Annotated in this window: 17 protein-coding genes; 9 read left to right on the plus strand and 8 right to left on the minus strand. The window is 59.9% G+C overall.

Annotated features, from left to right (window positions below):
• Positions 1–72 precede the first annotated feature (72 nt).
• The 3 genes from SB659_RS15145 (at position 73) to trxA (ending at position 3,393) form a co-directional block, all read left to right on the plus strand.
• Positions 73–1,887 (plus strand): ABC transporter substrate-binding protein, encoded by a 1,815-nt coding sequence (locus tag SB659_RS15145; RefSeq protein ID WP_410550943.1) that lies wholly within the window; start codon positions 73–75, stop codon positions 1,885–1,887.
• 190 nt (positions 1,888–2,077) lie between these two features.
• Positions 2,078–3,034, plus strand: a complete 957-nt coding sequence (gene trxB, locus SB659_RS15150; protein WP_410550944.1) for a thioredoxin-disulfide reductase — start codon at positions 2,078–2,080, stop codon at positions 3,032–3,034.
• 32 nt (positions 3,035–3,066) lie between these two features.
• Positions 3,067–3,393: a thioredoxin gene (gene trxA, locus SB659_RS15155; protein ID WP_284978612.1), complete on the plus strand. Its 327-nt coding sequence runs from the start codon at positions 3,067–3,069 to the stop codon at positions 3,391–3,393.
• Positions 3,394–8,672: 5,279 nt separating this feature from the next.
• Here the strand turns inward: trxA and SB659_RS15160 are convergent.
• The 8 genes from SB659_RS15160 to rpmH all read right to left on the minus strand — a co-directional run bounded on the left by SB659_RS15160 (position 8,673) and on the right by rpmH (position 14,246).
• Positions 8,673–9,845 carry a ParB/RepB/Spo0J family partition protein gene (locus SB659_RS15160; protein WP_284978613.1) on the minus strand — a complete coding sequence of 391 codons (1,173 nt, stop codon included), beginning with the start codon at positions 9,843–9,845 and terminating at the stop codon, positions 8,673–8,675.
• 67 nt (positions 9,846–9,912) lie between these two features.
• Positions 9,913–10,926 carry a ParA family protein gene (locus tag SB659_RS15165; protein ID WP_410550945.1) on the minus strand — a complete coding sequence of 338 codons (1,014 nt, stop codon included), beginning with the start codon at positions 10,924–10,926 and terminating at the stop codon, positions 9,913–9,915.
• A 129-nt stretch (positions 10,927–11,055) separates the two neighbouring features.
• Positions 11,056–11,706: a 16S rRNA (guanine(527)-N(7))-methyltransferase RsmG gene (gene rsmG, locus SB659_RS15170; protein ID WP_284978615.1), complete on the minus strand. Its 651-nt coding sequence runs from the start codon at positions 11,704–11,706 to the stop codon at positions 11,056–11,058.
• A 6-nt stretch (positions 11,707–11,712) separates the two neighbouring features.
• Positions 11,713–12,258, minus strand: coding sequence for a protein jag (locus SB659_RS15175; RefSeq protein WP_284978616.1), 546 nt, complete (start codon positions 12,256–12,258; stop codon positions 11,713–11,715).
• The gene (gene yidC, locus SB659_RS15180; RefSeq protein ID WP_284978617.1) at positions 12,258–13,223 is read right to left on the minus strand and encodes a membrane protein insertase YidC; all 966 of its coding nucleotides are present in this window, start codon (positions 13,221–13,223) and stop codon (positions 12,258–12,260) included. The genes SB659_RS15175 and yidC overlap by 1 nt, the downstream gene beginning before the upstream one ends.
• 16 nt (positions 13,224–13,239) lie before the next feature.
• Complete coding sequence (yidD, locus tag SB659_RS15185; RefSeq protein ID WP_284978618.1) at positions 13,240–13,707, minus strand: membrane protein insertion efficiency factor YidD; 468 nt, start codon at positions 13,705–13,707, stop codon at positions 13,240–13,242.
• Positions 13,655–14,065 (minus strand): ribonuclease P protein component, encoded by a 411-nt coding sequence (gene rnpA / locus SB659_RS15190; RefSeq protein ID WP_284978619.1) that lies wholly within the window; start codon positions 14,063–14,065, stop codon positions 13,655–13,657. Before rnpA ends, yidD begins: the two co-directional genes overlap by 53 nt.
• A gap of 43 nt (positions 14,066–14,108) precedes the next feature.
• On the minus strand, positions 14,109–14,246 hold the full coding sequence (gene rpmH / locus SB659_RS15195; protein ID WP_011776797.1) for a 50S ribosomal protein L34: 138 nt from the start codon (positions 14,244–14,246) through the stop codon (positions 14,109–14,111).
• Between the two features lie 465 nt (positions 14,247–14,711).
• Between rpmH and dnaA the strand changes: the two genes are divergently transcribed.
• The 6 genes from dnaA to gyrB all read left to right on the plus strand — a co-directional run bounded on the left by dnaA (position 14,712) and on the right by gyrB (position 22,949).
• Complete coding sequence (dnaA, locus tag SB659_RS15200; RefSeq protein WP_284978620.1) at positions 14,712–16,130, plus strand: chromosomal replication initiator protein DnaA; 1,419 nt, start codon at positions 14,712–14,714, stop codon at positions 16,128–16,130.
• 572 nt (positions 16,131–16,702) lie between these two features.
• Positions 16,703–17,827 (plus strand): DNA polymerase III subunit beta, encoded by a 1,125-nt coding sequence (gene dnaN / locus SB659_RS15205; RefSeq protein WP_410550946.1) that lies wholly within the window; start codon positions 16,703–16,705, stop codon positions 17,825–17,827.
• 19 nt (positions 17,828–17,846) lie between these two features.
• The gene (gene gnd / locus SB659_RS15210; protein WP_410551019.1) at positions 17,847–18,776 is read left to right on the plus strand and encodes a phosphogluconate dehydrogenase (NAD(+)-dependent, decarboxylating); all 930 of its coding nucleotides are present in this window, start codon (positions 17,847–17,849) and stop codon (positions 18,774–18,776) included.
• A 23-nt stretch (positions 18,777–18,799) separates the two neighbouring features.
• On the plus strand, positions 18,800–19,993 hold the full coding sequence (gene recF, locus SB659_RS15215) for a DNA replication/repair protein RecF (protein WP_410550947.1): 1,194 nt from the start codon (positions 18,800–18,802) through the stop codon (positions 19,991–19,993).
• Positions 19,980–20,534: a DUF721 domain-containing protein gene (locus tag SB659_RS15220; RefSeq protein WP_284978623.1), complete on the plus strand. Its 555-nt coding sequence runs from the start codon at positions 19,980–19,982 to the stop codon at positions 20,532–20,534. Before recF ends, SB659_RS15220 begins: the two co-directional genes overlap by 14 nt.
• 336 nt (positions 20,535–20,870) lie before the next feature.
• Entirely contained in the window at positions 20,871–22,949 is a 2,079-nt protein-coding gene (gene gyrB, locus SB659_RS15225) for a DNA topoisomerase (ATP-hydrolyzing) subunit B (RefSeq protein ID WP_284976932.1), read from the plus strand.
• Positions 22,950–22,975 lie beyond the last annotated feature (26 nt).

The following is a 22,975-nucleotide window of genomic DNA, read 5'->3' on the forward strand; positions in this document are numbered from 1 at the left end:
AACGGTTGAACCGGCCCGGCCGGCCCAGCCGTGTGCAGGACCCGCAGCTCCCGGACAGCCTAGGAGGAACACGTGTCCCACCCGATCGACGTCGGATCAGTACTTGGCGGCCGCTACAAGGTCACAGCCAATGTGTTGACCTCGCATGACCAAGATCAGGTGCTCGACGGCGTGGACCAGGTCCTCAACCGTCCCGTGAGCATCCTCGTAGCAGGCCCCGGAAATGCCGAGCAAGTTGCTCAGAGTGCCCGCGAGGTAGCCACGGGGGAGCGCCCGGGCCACGTCCAGATCCTGGACCTCGGTATCAGTGAGAACACCACATACCTGATCACAAACCACAGCAGCGCTCCTGACCTGTTGGACTTGGTGGTTGCCACCAACCCGCCGTACATCGAACCGTTCTTCACCGAGACACTCGGCAGCGAAATCTTCGGCGAGCCGCGCACGTATGAACCCGAGACGTACGACGGCCTCTACGAGGACGACGAGCACGAGGCCGAGTACATCCAGTACGACGAAAACGGTTACCCCATCCAGACGCAGCTTGATCGGCAGCCCACATCTGAAGGTGCACCGTCGGGTCCTTCGGGCAACGTGCCACCCATGCCCGCCGCCAACCCGGCCCCCAAGGGCGGGTTCGCCGGCAAGCTGGCCGCAGCCGCTGCCGGTGCCGGTGCTGCGGGTGCCGCTGCCGCCGCTGTACTGAAGAACGCCGGTTCCAAGAATCACGACGCCGGTACTGCCGCGGAAACTACGGCCGCGGCATCAAGTGCCAATGACCTTTCACCTGTGGCTGCCGCGCCGTCCGCCACCGCAGAACCTCAAGTCCAGAATCCGGCACCTCCGACGCCGGTACAGCCTCCCACCGAGGCGGCTCCGATTCAGGCGCCCGCTCAAGCAGCGCCCACCGAGGCTGTTGCCCCTGTGGCTCCGCCCACCGAGACCGCCCCTCCAGTGCGGCCCCAACCTGTCGCCAAGCCTGCCACGCAGCCCAAGGTCTCACTGTGGTCCGAGGAGGACTACGGTTTCGCTGGTGAGGACTCTGCTGCTGCGCCAGCAGGGGGTACCAGTGCCGCAGGTGTCGCCGGCGCCGCAGGTGCATCCGCCGCGCTTGGCTCCGCCCCGGGCAACGGCCCCGCAGATTCCGGGTACGACCGGAAAGCAAGCAACTTTCCGGCGTCGGCTGCGGTGCAGACCGACTACCAAGAAGACGAGACCTACGAGGATGACCGTCCGCAGAAGGAACCTCGTTCCATGCGCTGGTTGGTCGGGGGCCTCCTGGCGGCTGTTTTGATCGTTGGTCTCATTCTCGCGGTTACCAATCTTGGAAGCCTGATGCCCCACGCGGCTGCGCCGGCGGCGACGCAAACGGTGGCACCGCAACCCACAGGAGCAGGTACGGCGAGTCAACCGCCGTCACCGGCACCAACCGCTCCGCCAGCGCCGCCTGCGATAGACGGAATCACCCGGCTTGGCGATTTCCCCTTCGCAGCCACTTTCGACAAGGACCTTGTGAAGGCCTTTGACGGCAATGCCGCCAGCTACTGGTCGGACATGGAGTTCGCCACCGCTGACTGGGGTGGGCTTTCCGGAGAAATGCCGCTCGTTATCAAGCTCAAGGAACCTACTACCGTCAGCTCCGTGGTCTTGGACCAGCTGGGGGGTTCTGGTGGAAGCATCAGTGTCTTCACCAACGATCGCCCAGCGATGGATGGGGCGAAGCTCGTCGGTACCAATAGCTTCACGTCCCCGGAACTGACGATGCCTCTTCCGGCGCCGGTTCAAACCCAGTACGTGATCGTGGACATCAAGACCCTTCCCAAATTGGCTGTGCCCAAGACCCGTTACGGTTATGGCTTGCGCCTGGCTGAGGTACAAGTCCACTAACTGCTTTACTCGGCTCCACCTCGGTCATAGGGGGTCGCGCTGCGGGGCGGTCAGCCCGCAGACGGTACCCTGAATGGTGGTGGCTTTTTGGGTCCCCAAAGCAAATCGGAATATTTGGGGCCCATCAGGGGTTGAGTCAGGTGGCTGCCCCGAAAGCCGCAGCATCGACTAAGGAAGAGGTTCACGCCAAGTGAGCAGTGCAGAAAACAACGCCTCGCAGGTGCGCGACGTCATCATCGTAGGTTCAGGCCCTGCCGGTTACACAGCCGCCGTTTACACCGCCCGTGCCAACATGAAGCCTCTGCTCATTGCCGGTTCCGTCACTGCTGGTGGCGAATTGATGAATACCACCGACGTCGAAAATTACCCTGGTTTCCCTGAAGGAATCATGGGCCCGGACCTGATGGAGAACTTCGAGAAGCAGGCTGCCCGTTTCGGCACTGAGATCTTGTTCGAAGACGTCACCAACTTGGAGGTCGACGGCGACATCAAGACAGTCACCATCGGCACGGGGGAGACCTTCCAAGCTCGCGCAATTATTCTCTCCACGGGTTCTGCCTACCGTGAGCTTGGGCTGGCCAACGAAAAGCGCCTCTCTGGCCACGGTGTTAGTTGGTGCGCAACCTGCGACGGTTTCTTCTTCAAGGACCAGGACATCGCGGTGGTTGGTGGCGGTGACTCGGCCATGGAAGAAGCCCTCTTCCTGACCAAGTTTGCCAAGTCAGTCACGGTGGTCCACCGGCGCGACACCCTCAAGGCTTCCAAAATCATGGCCGACCGAGCCAAGGCGCACGAGAAGATCACGTTCGCTTGGAACTCCGCCGTCGAAGACGTTCTGGGTGGCGACAAGGTCACGGGCCTGAAATTGAAGAACCTCGTTGACGGCACCGAGACCGAGCTCCCGGTAACGGGTGTGTTTGTTGCTATCGGCAACGATCCCCGCACTGATCTGGTCCGGGGGAAGGTGGCGCTGACTCCTGAAGGAACCATCGCTGTTGACGGCCGAAGCTCACGAACAAACATCCCTGGTGTCTTCGCAGCGGGGGATGTCATTGACCCCACCTACCGGCAAGCGATCACAGCTTCGGGTTCTGGCTGCGTTGCCGCGCTCGACGTCGAACACTTCCTCGCCAACCTGAACTCCTAAGCTGCCCACACCACCGTTCGAAAGGAAAAGTTATGAGCAACGCAAAAGACGTAACTGACGCTAGCTTCAGCACCGATGTCCTGGCTTCTGAAAAGCCGGTGATCGTGGACTTCTGGGCAGAGTGGTGCGGGCCGTGCCGCAAACTCGGTCCCATCCTCGATGAGATTTCCGTTGAATACAGCGAGAAGATCGAAGTCGTCAAGGTCAATGTCGATGACAACCCGGCCATCGCAGCCGAATACGGCATCACGTCCATCCCGGCCGTGTACCTGTTCAGCGGTGGCGAAGTTAAGAACACCGTCATTGGAGCTCGGCCTAAGCAGTACTTCGAAAAGGAATTTGCGGACGTACTGTCGTAATAACGCATCTCGTTCTAACCGCAGGAATCCCTGCTAGGTAAGAGCCGATGGCTAGGGACCCCTGCGGATGTCTCCAGCCATCGGCTCTTCTACATTTCTACGTGAATGAAACCGATGGGGTGTTCTTTCCGGCTGCGGATGCTTCAGGAAGCGTTGGTTTACCCTCGTTCTGCTATATCCCGCTTTCCTTGGTGTGTGGGGTAGAGGAGCCTAGCGTCTGCTGCAGCGCAGCCGATCCTGCGTCAAGTCTTCCCCATTCGTGCGTCTTCCCCGTTCGTGCGGCGCGGGGCATGGGGCGGGGTCGTAGGAGGCGCCGACCCCGGGCCAGGTCGGGGAGGCCACCTCTTCCTTTGTCCGCTGAGCAGCCTGGGCGACCGCCCTCCGGTAATCCCTCGGCGCGTGGCGGGATCGTAGCCGGGCAGGAGGACAATTGCTCCGGCTGATGTACACCCGGAGCAGGGAAGTGGTTCATCTCCGGCGACCTTGTGTTTCACGTGAAACACAACCCGATCGCTTAATCGGGCCGCCACCGACTCGAACCCTATGCTTCACACTCTCTTCACGGCATTTCTGTGTCTTCAACACTTCTTCCTGAACTAGAGAGTCAGGCCCTAGCCGGGCCCTTGCCCACCGGCGGGGAGGGCTCCGCCTTGGCCCAATATGGATGCGCCGCCATGTCCAGGCAGGCGACCTGCTTGGTACGGCACATCTATTCAGTTAGCCGCCGCGTACACTGGGGCGACCTGGGACGAGGCAATCGCGACGCTTTACAGCTAGCACAACTTCGATACGTTACCCACGGCATTCCCGGGTTCTCGGTAAGAACAGGCGCCCGCAGTATGGCTGGTCCGCCCTGAGTGCCGCTAGTCGACACCATCCCTTAAGAACGTAATTGGCGGGACGGCAACGTCCGAGTCCTCGCTATTCACCCATCCAGCAACAGAATCACGGTGCACCGCGGCCGGTTCCTCCGTCGGTTCAGTGCTTTGGTGGGTTCAAACTGGCGCATTCTCCCAGGCAGCTCACATCGGCATCGGCTCCTATCTGGCGTTCTCCCGTGGGTGCGAACGCCTGATACGAACCGCTGAACGGGGTGCGTCGGGACTGTATGCCTGCGTAATTGTACCTCAATGCCCCATAATTGGGCTCGTCGCACGCTGCGAGGGACGTTCAGGCGCCAGCGGTGCAACGATGATCGCTGTATGGGGATGACCACACTGCCCCAGACACGAAACGACACCTGTTGCAACTGGCGCCGTCGCATGCTCAATGCGGATTTAGGCACACAAGCGCGGCGTTTCACGTGAAACATCTTGGGTGCACTCTCTGGCGCGGTGGCCCCCGGAGGTTAACGGCATCATGGGTTGACTCCAGGCTTAGACCATATCGCCCCGCCCGGTGCGTGGAGGTGTCCTCGATGCTCTGTCATTCCGATTCATTAGTCGGTCACGTAAAAGGCGCCGTCCCCGGTCCACAGAGTCGCACGACATGGCGTAGATGGAACCGCGGGAAGGCGCCATCGACCAGAGGCGACATTCGAATGCACTGTGCGCATGCGTTAGCCGCCAATGACGTTCGAAGCGGTGGAGGGGCCACCAAACATTCTTCCAGCTGCTCTTCACACGGAGTGGGCCTTCAGCCGGGGGTAGTCGTTAACCCGCCCCCACCGAGCACGTACGGTGAGTGAAGGGCAGCGTACTTCGCGGCTGAATGCAAGCACGGTCATGTTCTGTGGGATCACCTACCTACCGCTGTTTCACGTGAAACTGTGCCCAAATGTACGCCGGGTTAGGCGGAAGTAGGGAACCACCAACGGGACCGCTACCGTGGCCTGCCTCGGACACAAACCACTGTGCTCGCAAAAGAGCATTCAAATCAAAGTCTCCAGCCACACGAACGGCTAGGCCCTCCGTGCCCCGGCATTCGTTACGGAACGGCACCGAGGCTGAGAGCCGGTGCCGTGTCTGAGTGGTCGAAGACAACTTGCCCTCCGGTAGAACCTGCCCCGGCTGGCCACATGTATGTTTCACGTGAAACATACTCAAACCTGAACACCGGTCCAACCGTTTCACGTGAAACATACGCAGGCCCGGAGGTAGCGACCCGCACGAGGACACTCTGCCCAACCCAGCCGTGGGAGAGAGCCCGTGGGAACCTGGTCCTATGGGGCAGCGTCCGGGTGACCAATGGATGTAGACCTGAGAGAGTCGTGCCTGACCACCGACCGGTGGTCGTGCCGCGCACTCAACCTCAAGATGAGCTGTCTCTACTCCACGGACACTCGCCGTCCGACCGGTCGGGCCAAACAACGAAGAATGAGTCACTCCCACCGAACACGGCGCGAGCCGGCCCCTCCGACGGTCTGAAGCGACCACATGAACTCCAGAGACCGCGTACCTAAATCCTGGCTTAGGTACGGATGCATAGTCCCGGTTCTTGGCAAACTCACGAAGCCCACAATGTCCCACCAACCCCCCGCATCCCAGGCATCCTCCGGCCGGAGGTGATGACCGGGCTGCACGGCCACAATGGTCCACAGCCGCCAACCGCGACATCCCCAACGCGGGGCCAGCTCCGACGGGCCAGAAACTTGCTGCAGAAGTGGCTTCGGATTGCGACGATCATCTCCCACGAAACAGACCAGTCTGTTCAGCGGTGCGGGTACGAAACAATCTGTGCCGCCTCAAGACATCCGATCAATGCGCGCGGACGGACGTAGTTTGTACTGATCCTTTTCAGGGGAACAGTCGACTAGGGAGTTCCGGGGGGTTCCATTCACAAGGCGCCTTGGTCGCCGCCGCCGTCCAAAGCTTTGGGCTCACGACGAGATACAACATCCGAGACGAAACCGGGTACCGCCAAACGCGCCTACTAGATACAGATCAGTGTGCGAATCAGATGGCAGTCTCACCGCAACCATGAAATTGTGCACAGACTTATCCACAAGCGTTTCCACAGCCTTCGTGAGGGCATAGTGAATACCGGCTTGTCCGGTCCTTCAGCCCCGCGCGGCAACGCCACTGGAGCGCCGGTCAGAGCGTCAATCCTCATCCTCAAGGGCGGCGGCGGCGCTGCGTTTTGGATGCAAAAGTACGGAAACCTGCGTCTAAATGGCGCAAACTGAGCTATTTTGACCGAAACTCGGCGCGCTTGTCGGGAGACGCCAGCATGGCTAGTCGGAGGCGCGTGAAGAACACGGCGATCTCGTCGACGGCTGGTATAGCGGCTCTCCGTTGGCAACGGACGGGGCAGTTCGTCACCAATGGACCAGTCAGTATGCACAGGGTTTTCCCCAAAGTTATCCACAGGGTTGTCCACAGGGCCCGAGGTGGACAACAAGGCTCTTGACCGGCCTACCCTAGAGCTATTCGGAGGCACCACGTGCATCGTTTCACGTGAAACACTCAACCCTGTCGAGGGCTCCCGAATCCGGCGAGTTCCCGTGGCATGTGCTTCCGGGCTGCTGACCGTCTTTTGCCATTGGCTGGACTGCACCAAGGGTACACAGTCCATGCCGGACAACATCAGATGATTCATGCGACCCTACGCCTTGTACGTGCTTTCAGGTTCACTCCAGGATGCGGCTAGTTAGGCCTGCGCGAACGGGGCGCAGGACAGACGAACCCGACGACCACGGATCCGTAAGCCACCGCATATGGAGCTCCAAAGAACCCTAAGTCTGAGCTTGGGCTGAGACCAACACTCATCCGGCACAAATTGCGGAGTAGCAGCGCACGGTCTAGTGGGACATCGAGAGCCCTTTCCATGGCTCAGAGAGAGGGTGCTGCTGCTCGTAGCTGCAGAACGCGCAGTCTCTGAGTCCACGAATCTGCCCTTGCTGAAGTGTGCCCTGGCAGATCTCATCCACGCGCTCGACCGCATCACCCGACGAGCCTGCCATGGGGGCGGCCAGCCGTGTTCCACCACAAGCTCGCTGTGGGCGTCGGTAGATAGATCTGACAGCGGCTGCGAGGTAGTCCGGCCATATCCGCACACCAGTACCTCCGGATTTGATCCCACATACGAGGGAGCCGGGAAACCGGGGAGTGATGGGTAATCCAGGGGGTACACGGCGACCATCGCGGCAACTCGTTGCTGGCGCCGATGGCCTCGCTTATGGCAAGACGGGCCGCCTCGACAGCAGCGTCCTGCTTCCCCATGGCGTTGGACGATTCCCCGTGTGCAGCGTTGAAGTGGCTGTCCACGGCTCATGATCCAGTGGGCCATGGCGAGGACACCTGGTGGGACCTCCACGGGCGCCTGCATAGCTCCTCTGCATGGGCGCGGCAGAGATCCTGCAGCCGCGACCAAGGGTTCAAGGTCATAGACGAACTCGGGGGAGCTGCGAGCTACAGGACCGTGCACGTACCAAGACCCAACGGTGCCGGCGCCGCTTCCTTTGAAAGCCGAGATTCAACTCAGACACCGTAGATCGGCTCTGAATAACCAGACGGGCTGCTCGTCCTCGTCATCTGCAAAGCCTCACCCGCACCGTTACTGATATTGAACTCTCAGTAAGACCATCGCCCGATGTTTCACGTGAAACGCCATTGATACCTTGGTCATCCCGGGAATAGCGGGCTTGCCTGAGGGCCAGCAAAACACCATCTTGGTGAACGCGGACGTCGAGGTGCCGATGACTCGTCCATCGTGTTGTCAGCTCAGACGCCGTCGCAGTCCCGCGACACCCCGTGTTGGCGTGGGTTGTCGCGCCCTGACGGACCCGAACCATCGAGAAAGTGCCCGGCAGTCGAGCATCACGGGGCTGTTAAGGGACCAACGACTGAGGGGCCAACGACAGGGCGCAGAAAATGCCCATCGTTCCAGCCCTGTTGCGGGCGGAGCGGCCCAGTGTTTCACGTGAAACATGCAGCCTCCCGATCCTTCTTTCACGTAATCAATCACCGCGTCCTGGAATGATCAACCTTCTGGTACCCGATACCAAGATCTGAGGCACCCCTGACACCTGGAGGCAGGGCTTAATCCACGCCGTTTCCATCAGGGGGAGCACGGGGCTAGCCGCAGAACACCGCCCGTCGCTTGTACAAGCTCTCACTGAAGCCGGCCAATTGAATAGCCCGCATTTGGCAAAACGGCCGCGCCGTCGATACGAATGCCGGGTAGTACCCCACTCCCGCAGCAACTCATCAATGTTTCGCGTGAAACGGCCACCGCTGCTACGAGACCTAGGGCGCGCAGCATGACCGCCCTTCCTGGCCAACACCCAAAGAAAAAGAAGGGCTGCCTGCAACAGACAGCCCCTCTCAAATCAAATAATCTTAGGCTTCGGCGCCAGGCCCGAGCACATCCATGATCCGGTTGAGATCTTCGACGCTGGCAAATTCGATACTAACCCTGCCCTTTCGAGCACCAAGGGTAATTTTTACGTTCGTGTCCAAGCGGTCAGACAACGATGAGGCCAGATAATCCAACCGCTCATGACGCGCGTTCGGCCTAGGAATCTTGCTCTTTTCAGGAGCTGTCGGATCTTGGTAGAGCGAGACGGCCTCTTCCGTTGCCCTAACGGACATACCCTCAGCAACGATCTTCTGAGCTAGGCGCTCCATGGCGGCCGCGTCGGGAAGTGCAAGCAGTGCCCGCGCATGGCCCGCCGAGATTACGTTCGCGGCGACCCTGCGCTGGACCAGCGGCGGCAGCTTCAGCAAACGGAGAGTGTTTGAAACTTGGGGTCTCGACCGACCAATGCGGTCAGCCAACTCCTCGTGAGTAGTTCCAAAGTCCTCTAACAATTGCTGATATGCCGCAGCCTCCTCCAATGGATTGAGCTGGCTCCGGTGGAGGTTCTCGAGAAGGGCATCACGAAGTAAGTCGTCATCTGTGGTATCCCGAACGATCGCGGGGATTGTTTCCAGGCCCGCGGCCTGAACCGCACGCCATCGACGCTCGCCCATGACTAGCTCGTACGGTTCTCCACCCTTTTCGGTTGAAGTACGCACAACAATTGGCTGGAGGACGCCTATTTCCTTGACCGAGTGAACAAGCTCAGCCATGTCGTCTTCATCGAAGACGGAGCGAGGCTGCTTTCGATTGGGGTGTATATCCCCAACCGGTATTTCCGCGAAGCGAGCTCCGGGGACTTCCACTAATTCCACGCCCGCGTCAGTGCTGGCAGAAGACCGTGGCTCGGCGTCCTTTACGGTTGCGGGGCGGCTTGAGTCCTTTGGGGCTCGTTTTGCCGGCGCGCCCTTAGCTGCAGACGGCACCTTAGCAGCTGTAGCGGCAAGGGGCCTCGTCACGGACTCAGCCTTGGAGTCGTCGGCGGCCGGCGAGCCAGGTGAAACTTCCTCAGGCGATTCAACACTCTTGCGGGCTTCAGGAAAAAATAGATCCACCGGTCGGGAGGTCGTGACACCGCCGCTTTGGGCACCGGCCGGCGAGCTAGGAATGAGAGCCCCAAGACCCCTGCCGAGGCCCCTTCGCTTTTCGCTCATGTAGTCATCCCTCCGATGGAAGCGTCGAGCACGGATCGGCCCAGACTGTTGCGGTGTTTCAAGAATTCTATCGTTCGGCGATTTCAGCGGCGGCTTCCATGTAGGAGAGGGCACCGCTGGATGATGGGTCATAGGTCATGACCGTCTGCTGGTAGCTTGGTGCCTCGGAGATTCGAACGGAGCGGGGCACCACCGCGCTCAATACCTGATCTGGGAAGTGCTGCCTGACCTCAGACGCCACCTGTGCTGCCAGATTGGTTCGGCCGTCATACATCGTCAAAAGAATCGTAGATACTTCGAGATCAGCGTTGAGATGCTTCTGAATCATCTCGATGTTCTTGAGAAGCTGGCTCAGGCCTTCCAGCGCGTAATACTCGCACTGTATAGGAATGAGGACTTCGCTGGCAGCGCAGAACGCGTTGACGGTGAGCAGACCCAGGCTCGGCGGGCAATCGATAAAGATGAAGTCCAACCGGTCCTCGCCGTTCTTCGCCCGTTCCTTGGCGTAGACGTCAATGGCCCGGCGGAGTCGCTGCTCACGAGCAACCAGCGAGACGAGTTCAATCTCGGCACCGGCCAAGTGGATCGTGGCCGGCGCACAGATCAGGTTAGGAATGTCGGGGCACTGAGCGACGACGTCCTTCAGTGGAAGATCATTAATGAGGACGTCGTAAATGCTGTCGACGTCGGCGTGGTGCTCGATGCCAAGAGCGGTCGATGCGTTGCCTTGGGGATCGATGTCGATAACAAGAACGTTAAGGCCGGCAGACGCCAAGGCCGCTGCGATGTTTACCGTTGTGGTGGTCTTACCCACCCCACCTTTTTGGTTGGAAACGGTGAAAATCCGCGTGCCATCGGGTTTGGGCAATTCCCGCCCGATCAGCCTCTCACGACGACGGGTCTCATTGGCCAACTGCCGCGCGATGGGGCTGGAGTCATCAATGGAATCCATGACGTTTTGCGCTCCGTTTGAGGCGGTTTCACGTGAAACGGCAGCGTTCTCAACTGACTTGGTTTGCACTATTGCGGACTGAAGGGACGAAGAGGGCGTAGCCATGGCGCGAGCCGACCCTAAAGACATAAAGGGGGGGATTCGCTGCGTGGAGGTTTCACTACTGCCCACTGGTCGCACTCTCACTCTCATTCGGCGCTTGCTGCCGATCTCTAGCCTAACCGCTCAATCGCCGACACGCGGGAACTCGAACGGGACCTACGGAGTCTTTCGGGGCTTGTTGACGATGATCCTCACCACGGTGGTGGGTTCCTCCAAAAGCTCCTGTCCGCAAACCACAACTGACGTCTGCACGCCCCCGAGTTTCCGGATGACCTTCTTGGCTTTCTCAATCTCTTCTGCGGCGCTCCGCCCCTTGATGGCCACCACTTCTCCATGGCCATCCAATAACGGAATAGTCAGGCCAGCCAGATTCGCCAAGGCGGAAACTGCCCGCGCGGTGACTACGTCCGCCGTCACCATTCCGACGGCGAGCTCAGCTCTGGTCCGCATGACGGTGACGTTATCCAGACCGAGGTCATCGACTACCTCCTGCAACCAGATGACGCGCCGCTCAAGCGGTTCGATCAGGGTCAGCTCCAAGTCGGGCCGGGCGATGGCAAGGCACAGCCCAGGCAGGCCAGCACCGGATCCGACGTCGGCAACGTGACTGCCCGAAGGTATGGCAGATTCAATAACCGCGCAATTCAAAACGTGGCGGCTCCACAATCTCGGCACCTCACGCGGACCTATAAGCCCACGCTCAGTACCGGAGGTGGCCAAGTGCTCCACATAGCGCTTGGCGAGATCCAAGCGTTCTCCGAAAATCTTCTGTGCTGCTTCCAGCTCAGCTGCGGTGATATCAACCATGGGCCGTCAGTCGGCCGAGACGACGATGTGGCGGCCTGCCCCTTCGCCCTCCGACTCGGAAACAAACCCAAGCTCGGCCACAGCGTCGTGAACGATCTTGCGCTCGTACGCGCTCATCGGTTCCAGGGCTACCGTCCCCCCGGCCTCCTTGACCTTGGCTACTGCGTCTTCGGCAATTTCCTGCAGAACGCCGGCGCGCTCCTTACGGTAACCGTTGATGTCCAACACCAAACGGGAACGATTCTCTGTTGCCGACAGAACAGCCAGGCGTGCCAGCTCTTGAAGCGCTTCGAGGACCTCCCCGTCGGGGCCCACGAGGCTATCCAGGGCATCGGACTCGTCGTCTGTGCCAATGGAGATGTATGTGCGCCCGTTGCGAACCTCGATGTCGATATCGCCGTCGATATCAGCGATATCAAGAAGTTCCTCGAGGTAGTCCGCTGCGATATCGCCTTCCTCTTCCAGTCGGCTTGCAGTCTTGGACTGGCTTTCCTCCTGCGAATCCTCGTCGGTCACAGCGGTAACAACTTCTTCAGTGCTCTCGGCAGACATTACTTCTTCTTCCTGTTCTTGCGTTGTGGCTGGACGCGCTGAGCTCGAATGTCAGCTGCGGCAGTCGCAGCAGCAGCAGCCGCCTCGGCCTCGTCGTCGCGCTTCTTCCCGCCCAGCAGCGGCGGCAGTCCCTTGGCAGCGCGGCGCTGTTCAAGAGCCTTAGCGGCCGGTGAACCGGGGGTCGGCATGCGTCGGATAACGAAGAATTGCTGGCCCATGGTCCACAGGTTGGTGGTGGTCCAGTAGATGAGCACGCCGATGGGGAAGTTGATGCCACCAATGCCGAAGACGAGCGGCAGGATGTAAAGCATCATCTTCTGCTGCCGCATGAAGGGGCTGGCCATGGCGTCCTCGGACATGTTCTTGGCCATGATCTGCTTCTGCGTGATGAACTGCGAAGCCGTCATGGCAACGATCATCACGAGGCTGAGGATCACAACGGAGACGTTGCCGCCATGCAACAACGCGGACGACAGCGGTGCTCCAAAGATGCTTGATTCGTCGAACTCAACTACCTGCTGGGCGCTCATCGCTCCAATGCCGGTACCTGCGTTCTTGGCGCTTGAGATCCCTGAAAGTACCTGGAACAAGGCGAAGAAGAACGGCATCTGGATGAGCATGGGCAAGCAGGCCGAGAACGGGTTGGTGCCGTGGTGCTTGTAAAGCGCCATCTGCTCCTGCGCCATGGCCTGGCGGGAGAGCTGGTCCGTTTTGCCCTTGTACTTCGCCTGGAGTTTCTTCAGGTCCGGCTGCAAAAGCTGCATGCCGCGCTGGGCCTTGATCTGCTTGACGAAGACAGGAATGAGGGCTGCTCGGATCACCAACACCAAGCCGATGATGGAAAGAGTCCACGTCCAGCCGTTACCTGACGGCAAGCCGATGGTGCTCAACCCCTCATGGAAACCCACCATGATGATCGACACCAGCCATTTGAACGGGAACAAGATTGTCCCAATGAAGTCCATACGATTTCCCTATTCCTCAGGCCGCCGAGCGGCCTTCTTCATCAGCCTGAGCAGCCAAGAACTGGTCCGGATTGTTCAGTACAACAATTGTGGGCGTCCGGCCTTCAGGCCAATGACGATGACCAGCGGGGACATGGTCCACTCCGCCGGCGTTCCAGGGGTGGCACTTGGCGAGCCGCTTGGCTGCGAGCCAACTGCCCTTCACAGCACCGTGCACGGTTACTGCCTCGAGCGCATAGGCCGAGCATGAAGGAAAGAAACGGCAAACCTGGCCGTACAGGGGCGAGATGACCTTGCGGTACGCCTTCAGTAAAAAAATGATGATGTTTCGGGGCAGGTTCCAGAAAAATCCGGCCACCGCTGGCCAGCGGCTTGGTCCCGAACGCTTGGCCGTGGGCACGCTTGAGGAAGGAACGACGGCGGTGCTGTTGTTACGCACGCGGTGTCCCTTCCGTTGTGGTGCCGTTGTGGTTCGACGAAGCATTAAGCGGAACCGATCCGCCCAAACGCTTCGTCGTCGCTGCCAATGCGGCGTTGTAGTCGGAGAGAAGCTGCTCCCAGCCGGCTGATGCTGCTGCTGGCAGTGCCCTCACGACCACCGCCAGGCCCGTTCCGTGCTGACACAGGGAAAGGGCAGCCGCTTCCCTTAGTCTCCTCTTAACGAGGTTTCTAGTCACGGCGTTCCCGACGGCTTTGGAGACAATGAAACCGATACGACTCGGCTCCCCGACCCCCAAGGGGGCCGCATATAACACTAAGTTCCGGCGTCCATTGCGGACGCCGGAACGTACAGTTGTTGAAAAATCGGCAGAAGTCCTGAGACGGTTAGGGGTGGCTAGCACCGGAGAACCTTCAAAAAGACTCTGACCGACAAGTCAGTTGTATTTATGCCGACAGTTCGACGCGGCCCTTGCCGCGACGGGCAGCCAGGATGGCGCGGCCTGCACGGGTACGCATACGAAGGCGGAAGCCGTGCTTCTTGGCCCGACGGCGGTTATTCGGCTGAAAAGTCCGCTTGCTCACGTTAGTTACTCCAGTGGATCAAAGGTGCGCCCACCCGATCAGAAAAGGGGAAGAACTGGCCGACGCTAAGTTTTGTATGTGCCTGCCGCCGTTGCCATCCATACGTTGAACGTACGGACCTGCAACTCATCTCAAAAGCGGACACAAAGGACTTCACAACGTTAGGGCAAAAAGACCGCCACAGTCAAACCGGGAGCCTGCCGCAGGACTATCCACAGCTGTGTCCGGTGGTAGCTCACAGCCTGTGGATGAAGTGGCTCACAGAGGCATATGGCGAACCACAGCCGTGTAATTATCCACAAGCAACTTCCCAGCTATCTTCTACGGTTTTCATCCCCTAGAGTGGCTCAGTAGCCCAATCTCCACCCGCTGTGTATAACTCTGTGGATTATCACTGGAACAGCGCAGGACGGAGACACTCTGGCTGCCAGCATCGCCGGCAAGCAAGTATTTAGGAACAGATTGATGACAGTAGACGAAGCCAACCACGCCAACACTGTCGGAAGTTCCTGGCGCAGGGTGCTGAACCTGTTGGAACAAGACGATAGGGTCACCCCCCGCCAGCGCGGTTTCGTCATCCTCGCCCAGGCGCAGGGCCTGATCGGATCCACCCTCCTGGTTGCCGTTCCCAATGAGCTCACCCGCGAGGTTCTGCAGACCCAAGTCAAGGACGCCCTGGACGAGGCTCTCCGCAATGTCTTTTCGGATGACATCCGCTGCGCGATCGACGTCGACACGGACTTGGTGCCGGTCCACGTGGAGCCGGAGCCCGTCGTCGAACTGTCCGCTGTGTCGGACTTTGCCGACCCGAAACCGCAGCCGACGCCGCCCAGCACCTCCCACGAGTTTGGTCGCCTGAACCCGAAATACATCTTCGACACTTTCGTTATCGGCTCCTCCAACCGCTTCGCGCACGCAGCCGCCGTCGCAGTGGCCGAGGCACCAGCCAAGGCGTACAACCCGTTGTTCATCTACGGTGACTCGGGTCTTGGCAAGACTCACCTGCTCCACGCAATCGGACATTATGCCCGGCGCCTCTACAGCGGGATCCGCGTCCGTTACGTGAACTCAGAAGAATTCACCAATGACTTCATCAACTCAATTCGTGATGACGAAGGCACCAGCTTCAAGACCACATACCGGAACGTCGACGTCCTGCTGATCGACGACATCCAGTTCCTGGCCGGCAAGGACCGGACGCAGGAAGAGTTCTTCCACACGTTCAACGCCCTGCACAATGCCAACAAGCAGGTTGTTATCACCTCCGACCAGCCACCGAAGATGCTCGCTGGATTCGAGGACCGCATGACGTCCCGCTTCGAATGGGGCCTGCTGACGGATATCCAGCCGCCCGAGCTGGAAACGCGCATCGCCATCCTCCGCAAGAAAGGCCTCAGCGAAGGCCTCTCGGCACCCGACGATGCTTTGGAATACATCGCTTCGAAGATCTCGAGCAACATCCGTGAACTTGAGGGCGCGCTGATCCGTGTCACAGCTTTTGCAAGCCTCAACCGCCAGCCCGTTGACGTAGCCCTGGCAGAAATGGTCCTCAAGGACCTGATCACCGATGATGGCGCCCAGGAAATCACAGCCAAGCAGATCCTCGACCAGACTGCGGACTACTTCAAACTCAGCATGGAAGAACTCTGCAGTAAGTCCCGTACCCGGACGCTGGTGACCGCGCGGCAGATCGCCATGTACCTCTGCCGTGAGCTCACGGATATGTCCCTCCCCAAGATTGGCCAGGAACTCGGTGGCCGGGACCACACCACCGTCATTCACGCCGACCGGAAAATTCGCGAGCTCATGGCTGAGCGCCGTGTGATTTACAACCAGGTTACGGAGCTCACCAACCGCATCAAGCAGCAACAGCGCGACTCCTAGCCTCACACCTTCCCCGCCTCCACATACCTTATTAACAGGCACATGTGGATAAGCCTGTGGATAGTTAAGGGGACAAGCGCGGTTAATGGGCTTAAAACCCTTAAGCCGTCTGTGGATCGTCAAAATAGGCGTTGGGAGTTGTCCCCATCCACACCCTGTTTAAAACCCAGTTAACGCACAGTTCGTGAACAGGGCTTAACCGCGGAGGGTCGCGGCCAGAGCGGGTTATCCACAGTTTCCACAGCAGTTATTAACACTACGAATCCCAAAAAATTGAAATCCCTCAAATAACAATCTCGTTCTGCCGACCCAACCCAGTCCCGGAAACATCCCAAGAACCAGGGTGACGTGAACCCGGACTGTCCCCATGGGGTGTCCCGTCACGGCTGGAGATGGGTTAATCCCGGATCTTCCGGCTAAGCTGTCAGCAGCGCTCCCATCCCTGGGTCTGTTTGTGATTCGCTGAGTGGGAACCATGCAGGTTCCAGCCCAGGCGAATGCAGATTTGGCGGGCTCGATCACGAGTTCCGCAGCGATGTTTTGGTACCAGCAATGAAAGGCGGCACCCCTCCGTGAAGTTCAGAGTCGACCGTGACGTCTTGGCAGAAGCCGTTACCTGGACCGCACGGTCACTGTCTCCGCGGCCGCCCGTACCCGTGCTTTCGGGTCTGCTCCTCAAGGCTGAGGCGGGAACGGTCAGCCTCTCAAGCTTTGACTACGAAACCTCGGCCCGCCTCGAGATTCCGGCGGACATCGCCACCGAGGGAACCATCTTGGCTTCCGGACGCCTGCTGGCTGACATTTGCCGCAGCCTTCCTTCAGCTCCCGTGGATGTGGAGACCGACGGCAACAAGGTCACGCTGACCTGCCGCCGGAGCAGCTTCCACCTGGCAACGATGCCCGAATCCGAGTATCCCGCCCTCCCGTCGCTGCCCGCGGTCAGTGGCACCTTGCCCGGAGACGCGTTCGCTCAAGCGGTGTCCCAAGTCATCATTGCCGCGAGCAAAGATGACACCCTTCCGATTTTGACCGGGGTCCGCATGGAGATCGAGGACGATCTCATCACCCTGTTGGCGACCGATCGGTACCGGCTGGCCATGCGGGAAGTTCCTTGGAAACCAGTAACACCGGGCATCTCCACAAGCGCGTTGGTGAAATCCAAAACGCTCAATGAGGTAGCCAAAACCTTGGGCGGTAGCGGGGACATCAACCTTGCACTTGCCGATGATGACAGCCGTCTTATCGGCTTTGAAAGCGGTGGAAGGACCACCACGTCGCTTCTTGTCGACGGTGATTACCCCAAGATCCGTTCGCTGTTTCCCGATTCGACTCCGATCCATGCCACGGTGGCAACACAGGACCTGGTTGAGGCCGTTCGCCGCGTCTCACTTGTGGCTGAGCGCAATACTCCGGTCCGCTTGGCCTTCACCCAGGGCCTACTGAACCTCGACGCCGGAACCGGAGAGGACGCCCAAGCGTCCGAAGAACTCGAAGCCCAACTTTCCGGTGAAGACATCACCGTAGCTTTCAACCCGCACTACCTCGTTGAAGGCCTGGGTGTCATCGAAACCAAGTACGTTCGGTTCTCATTCACCACGGCTCCCAAGCCGGCCATGATTACGGCGCAAGCCGAAGCCGACGGCGAGGACCAGGACGATTACCGTTACCTCGTGATGCCGGTCCGCCTGCCTAACTAACCTCTTCATAACGCGCGGCATCCATCAGTTTCCTCCGTCCCATCGCAGAAAAGAGTCACCCCCTATGCACATCGGACTTATCGGCCTTGGAAAAATGGGTTTCAACATGCGCGAGCGTTTGAGGCAAGGCGGTGTTGAAGTCACGGGCTTGGACCGCAACCCGGACGTGACAGACGTTGCCTCGGTGGACGAACTGATCGCAGCACTGCCCACCCCGCGCATCATTTGGGTCATGGTTCCCTCCGGCGATATCACGGATTCCGTCATTTCCGAGCTCGGCGAGAAGCTTAACCAGGGTGATTTTATTATCGACGGCGGCAACTCACGCTTCACCGAAGACCAAAAGCATGCAGCCGCCCTCGCCGAAAAAGGCATTCGGTTCGCTGACTGCGGCGTTTCCGGCGGCGTTTGGGGCCTCCAGAATGGCTACGGGCTCATGGCCGGTGGAGCTGCCGAGGACATCGAACTGGCCTTGCCGATTTTCGATGCCTTGCGTCCTGAAGGTGACCGGGCGGACAGCTTTGTCCACGTCGGTGGAGTCGGAGCGGGCCACTACGCGAAGATGGTCCACAACGGCATCGAGTACGGCCTCATGCAGGCCTACGCCGAAGGCTACGAGTTGCTCGCGGCCAAGGATATCGTGACAGACCTCCCGGGAACTTTCCGTGCGTGGCAAAAGGGGACCGTTGTCCGGTCTTGGCTCCTGGACCTCATGGTCAAGGCACTCGACGAGGATCCGGGCTTGGCCTCCATAGATGACTACGTGGAAGACTCGGGCGAGGGCCGCTGGACTGTTGAAGAGGCCATAGCGAATGCGGTTCCTGCGCCGGCCATCACGGCAGCACTCTTTGCGCGGTTCGCTTCCCGCGAAGACACATCGCCGGCCATGAAAATGGTTTCGGCCTTGCGTCACCAGTTCGGCGGACACGCCACGCGTCCGGCCAGCTAGGACGCGGGAGTCCAACAAACGGCGTGTACCTCGAACATCTATCGCTGACGGATTTCCGCAGCTACGCCCAGGTTGATCTCAAGCTGGGGCCCGGAGTGACAATACTGGTCGGCTCGAATGGGATTGGCAAAACCAATCTCATGGAAGCCATTGGATACCTGGCAACTTTGAGCTCACATCGAGTGAGCACGGATGGCCCTTTGGTCCGGTTTGGTGCCGACCGTGCCTTGATCCGGGCCCGGCTCGTCCGGGGCGAGCAATCGACAGTCATTGAGGTCGAGATCAACGCCGGCCGTGCAAATCGAGGGCGGATCAACCGAGGGAACCCGGTGCGCGCCAGGGATATCCTGGGGATTTGCCAGACCGTCCTTTTTGCACCGGAGGACCTGGCATTGGTCAAGGGTGACCCTTCGAACAGGCGGCGCTTCCTGGACGAGCTGTTGGTGAGCCTCGTACCGCGGCATGCTGCCACACGTACGGATTATGATCGGGTGCTCAAACAGCGGAACGCACTCCTCAAATCGGCTCGAGCCGGCAAGTTCACCGCTGGCCACGAAGCCACGCTCGATGTCTGGGATCAGCACATGGCACGCGCCGGTGCTGAGTTGCTGCATGCCCGCTTGGAACTCGTGGAGCGTCTGGGCCCGCACCTCAATAACGCTTATGCCCAACTCACTGATGGTTCCAAGCCCGCTGCCGCCGTCTACCGATCCACTATCCAGGACATCCTGGACGACGACGGCGGTTCGGCCACTTCCGGGACTGAAGAGTCGCCGTCGGGCGAAGACCTCCGGCAACTGTCCGTCGACGAACTCACGGACCGGTACGTGCAGGCGTTTACAGCATCGAGAAAAAAGGAACTTGAACGGGGCATATCCTTGGTTGGGCCCCACCGCGACGAATTGGAACTGGTGCTGGGGCAAGCCCCCGCCAAGGGGTATGCCTCCCACGGCGAAACGTGGTCGATGTGCCTGTCCCTGCGCCTGGCGTCCTACTACGTCATGCTGGATGATGCCCGGACGGGTGGTACGGCGCCGATCCTCATCTTGGATGATGTCTTTGCCGAACTTGATGTCCAGCGGCGACGTAAACTTGCTGCAATAGTTGCCGGTGCCGAGCAGGTGCTGGTGACAGCCGCCGTCGAGGCCGACATCCCAGAAGATTTGTCCGGACGGCGCGTAACCGTTGTTCCGGGAGGCATCGATGGCGAAGGATAGCCGCGAGGGACTTCAACCTGGTCGAGACCCTGACGAAATCGACGCAGCCCAGGCGGCGCTTAATCGCATGCGCGAAGCGGCGGCTGCGCGTGGAGAGGTCCGGCAGCGGGCGCCGCGGCCAGGTTCAGTTCCCAAACGAAAAGGCCTGCGCGACACCAAAGGATTTTCCCAGTTCCACGGGACGGGGCGTGACCCGTTGGGGCTGGGAAAAGTAGTGGGCCGACTGGTTGCAGAGCGTGGTTGGACCTCCCCGGTGGCTGTCGGTTCGGTCATGGCCGAGTGGGAAACACTGGTAGGAGCGGACATCTCCGCTCATTGCACGCCGGAGAGTTTTACCGATACCACGCTGCACGTACGCTGTGATTCCACGGCTTGGGCAACCCAGCTCCGCCTATTGAGTACGAGTCTTCTTGAGTTATTTCGCAACGAGCTGGGAGAAGGAGTCGTGACCAGCATCCAGGTGCTCGGTCCATCAGCTCCGAGCTGGCGAAAAGGTGGGCGCAGCGTCAACGGCCGCGGTCCGAGGGATACCTACGGCTGAGGGGCGTACAGGGAGTATCAACGGCCCGGAGCCGTATAGGCACCCATCGGGACCACCGCGCGGCCGCTGAAGATGGGGCCAGCGGCCTCTCGTGGCCATATTCAGCTGTGGGCTGCCCCTGTATTTGCAAAGATTCCCGCGTTTCCACGATAGAATTGGCGTAGATCACTGAGCGCCGGTGGAACGTCGCCGGGAACCTGAATCCATCCTGTGGCATGAGGGCAACCTGGCGGCTGAGTAGCCGGCGCAATCAGTCACGTGCCCGTTGACGGCCGCACTCGTTGCGAACGTTGCCGGGAGCGGCCGTCATCGAATACAGAGGAGTCGAAAGCGCCTGTGGCTAACGACAATGCAGAGACCTTGGCAGTAGAACCCGAAGAGGAGACTGCTCCCAAGCCTGATACGCCCGCAGCGACACCGAGGGAGTATGGCGCCAGCGACATCACGGTGCTGGAGGGTCTCGAAGCGGTACGCAAACGCCCTGGCATGTACATCGGCTCCACTGGTCCCCGCGGCTTGCACCACTTGGTTTATGAAGTGGTGGACAACTCAGTTGATGAGGCCCTCGCCGGGTACTGCACCCACATCGAAGTCACCCTCCGCGCCGATGGCGGCGTCCAAGTGGTGGACAATGGCCGTGGCATTCCGGTTGATATCCACCCCACCGAGGGTAAACCGACCGTTGAAGTGGTCATGACCATCCTGCACGCAGGTGGAAAGTTCGGCGGTGGCGGGTATGCCGTTTCAGGCGGCCTTCACGGCGTGGGCATCTCCGTGGTTAACGCGCTGTCACGCCGGGTTGAGACTGTAGTGCGTCGCCAGGGTCACGTGTGGAGCATGACATTCGCCGACGGCGGGAAGCCGCAAGGCGGCCTCGTGAAGGGCGAAGCCACGGATGAGACCGGAGTCTCCCAGACGTTCTACCCGGACGGGACCATCTTTGAAAGCACCGAGTTCGATTTCGAAACGCTGCGCGCGCGATTCCAACAGATGGCATTCCTTAACAAGGGCTTGCGAATCACCTTGACCGACGAGCGGCCTGCTGCTCGTGGCGGCGAACCGGATCTGGACCTTGACGCCGTCGCAACCGAGGGCGAAGTTGCAGCCGAGCACCGGACAGTGGTGTATCAGTACGACGACGGGCTCCTGGACTACGTCAAGCACCTGAACTCAAGCAAGAAGGTGGAGATCGTCCACGAAGACGTCATTGCTTTCGAAACTGAAGACACCGAACGGCACATGGCCCTTGAGGTGGCGATGCAGTGGACCACCGCATATTCGGAGAGCGTCCACACATACGCCAACACCATCAACACCCATGAAGGTGGAACCCACGAAGAAGGGTTCCGCGCGGCGATGACGTCACTCATCAACCGCTACGCCCGCGAGAAGAGCATCATCAAGGAAAAGGACGACAACCTTACCGGCGATGACATCCGGGAAGGGTTGACGGCCGTCATTTCGGTCAAGCTTTCCGAACCCCAGTTCGAGGGCCAGACCAAGACCAAGTTGGGAAATTCCGAGGTCAAGGGGTTCGTGCAGCGGGTCGTCACCGATCAACTTGGTGACTGGCTTGAACGAAACCCGGGCCCGGCCCGCGACGTGATCCGCAAGGCCATATCCGCGGCCCAGGCCCGCATGGCTGCCCGGAAGGCGCGCGACAATGCACGGCGGAAGAGTCCCCTCGAATCCTTCGGCATGCCAGGCAAGTTGTCTGACTGCTCCTCCAAGGATCCTTCGCGCTGTGAGGTCTACCTGGTGGAGGGTGACTCGGCCGGCGGCTCGGCCAAGCGCGGGCGGAACCCTGAAACACAAGCCATCCTTCCGCTGCGAGGCAAGATCCTGAACGTCGAACGCGCGCGCCTGGACAAAGCATTGGGTAACACGGAAGTCCAGTCCATGATCACGGCTTTCGGAACCGGTATCGGTGAGGACTTCGACATTTCGAAGCTGCGGTACCACAAGATCGTGCTGATGGCGGATGCCGACGTCGATGGCCAGCACATCACCACTCTGTTGATGACCTTGCTGTTCCGTTACATGCGCCCTCTCATCGAGAACGGCTACGTCTACTTGGCCCAGCCGCCGCTGTACAGGATCAAGTGGTCCAATGCTGCCCATGACTATGTCTACAGCGACCGCGAACGCGACGACACCATCCGTAAGGGTGCGGCCATGAACAAGCGCCTGCCCAAGGATAACGGCATCCAGCGTTACAAGGGCCTGGGCGAAATGGACTACACCGAACTGTGGGACACCACCATGGACCCGGATCGCAGGACGCTGTTGCAGGTCACCATGGACGACGCGCTGGCCGCCGATCAAACCTTCTCCGTGCTGATGGGTGAGGACGTGGAATCACGCCGCAACTTCATCCAACAAAACGCCAAGGACGTCAGGTTCCTCGATATCTAGGGCACAAAACGCCAGATATTCCTGAA

The sequence above is a fragment of the Arthrobacter sp. SIMBA_036 genome (genome assembly GCF_046535135.1).
Taxonomy (GTDB): domain Bacteria; phylum Actinomycetota; class Actinomycetes; order Actinomycetales; family Micrococcaceae; genus Arthrobacter.

Coding starts and splice junctions, on each gene's coding strand:
- trxA (WP_284978612.1), top strand. CDS start 3,067: ATGAGCAACGCAAAAGACGTAACTGACGCTAGCTTCAGCACCGATGTC.
- SB659_RS15160 (WP_284978613.1), bottom strand. CDS start 9,845: ATGAGCGAAAAGCGAAGGGGCCTCGGCAGGGGTCTTGGGGCTCTCATT.
- SB659_RS15165 (WP_410550945.1), bottom strand. CDS start 10,926: ATGTCTTTAGGGTCGGCTCGCGCCATGGCTACGCCCTCTTCGTCCCTT.
- rsmG (WP_284978615.1), bottom strand. CDS start 11,706: ATGGTTGATATCACCGCAGCTGAGCTGGAAGCAGCACAGAAGATTTTC.
- SB659_RS15175 (WP_284978616.1), bottom strand. CDS start 12,258: ATGTCTGCCGAGAGCACTGAAGAAGTTGTTACCGCTGTGACCGACGAG.
- yidC (WP_284978617.1), bottom strand. CDS start 13,223: ATGGACTTCATTGGGACAATCTTGTTCCCGTTCAAATGGCTGGTGTCG.
- yidD (WP_284978618.1), bottom strand. CDS start 13,707: ATGCTTCGTCGAACCACAACGGCACCACAACGGAAGGGACACCGCGTG.
- dnaA (WP_284978620.1), top strand. CDS start 14,712: ATGACAGTAGACGAAGCCAACCACGCCAACACTGTCGGAAGTTCCTGG.
- SB659_RS15220 (WP_284978623.1), top strand. CDS start 19,980: ATGGCGAAGGATAGCCGCGAGGGACTTCAACCTGGTCGAGACCCTGAC.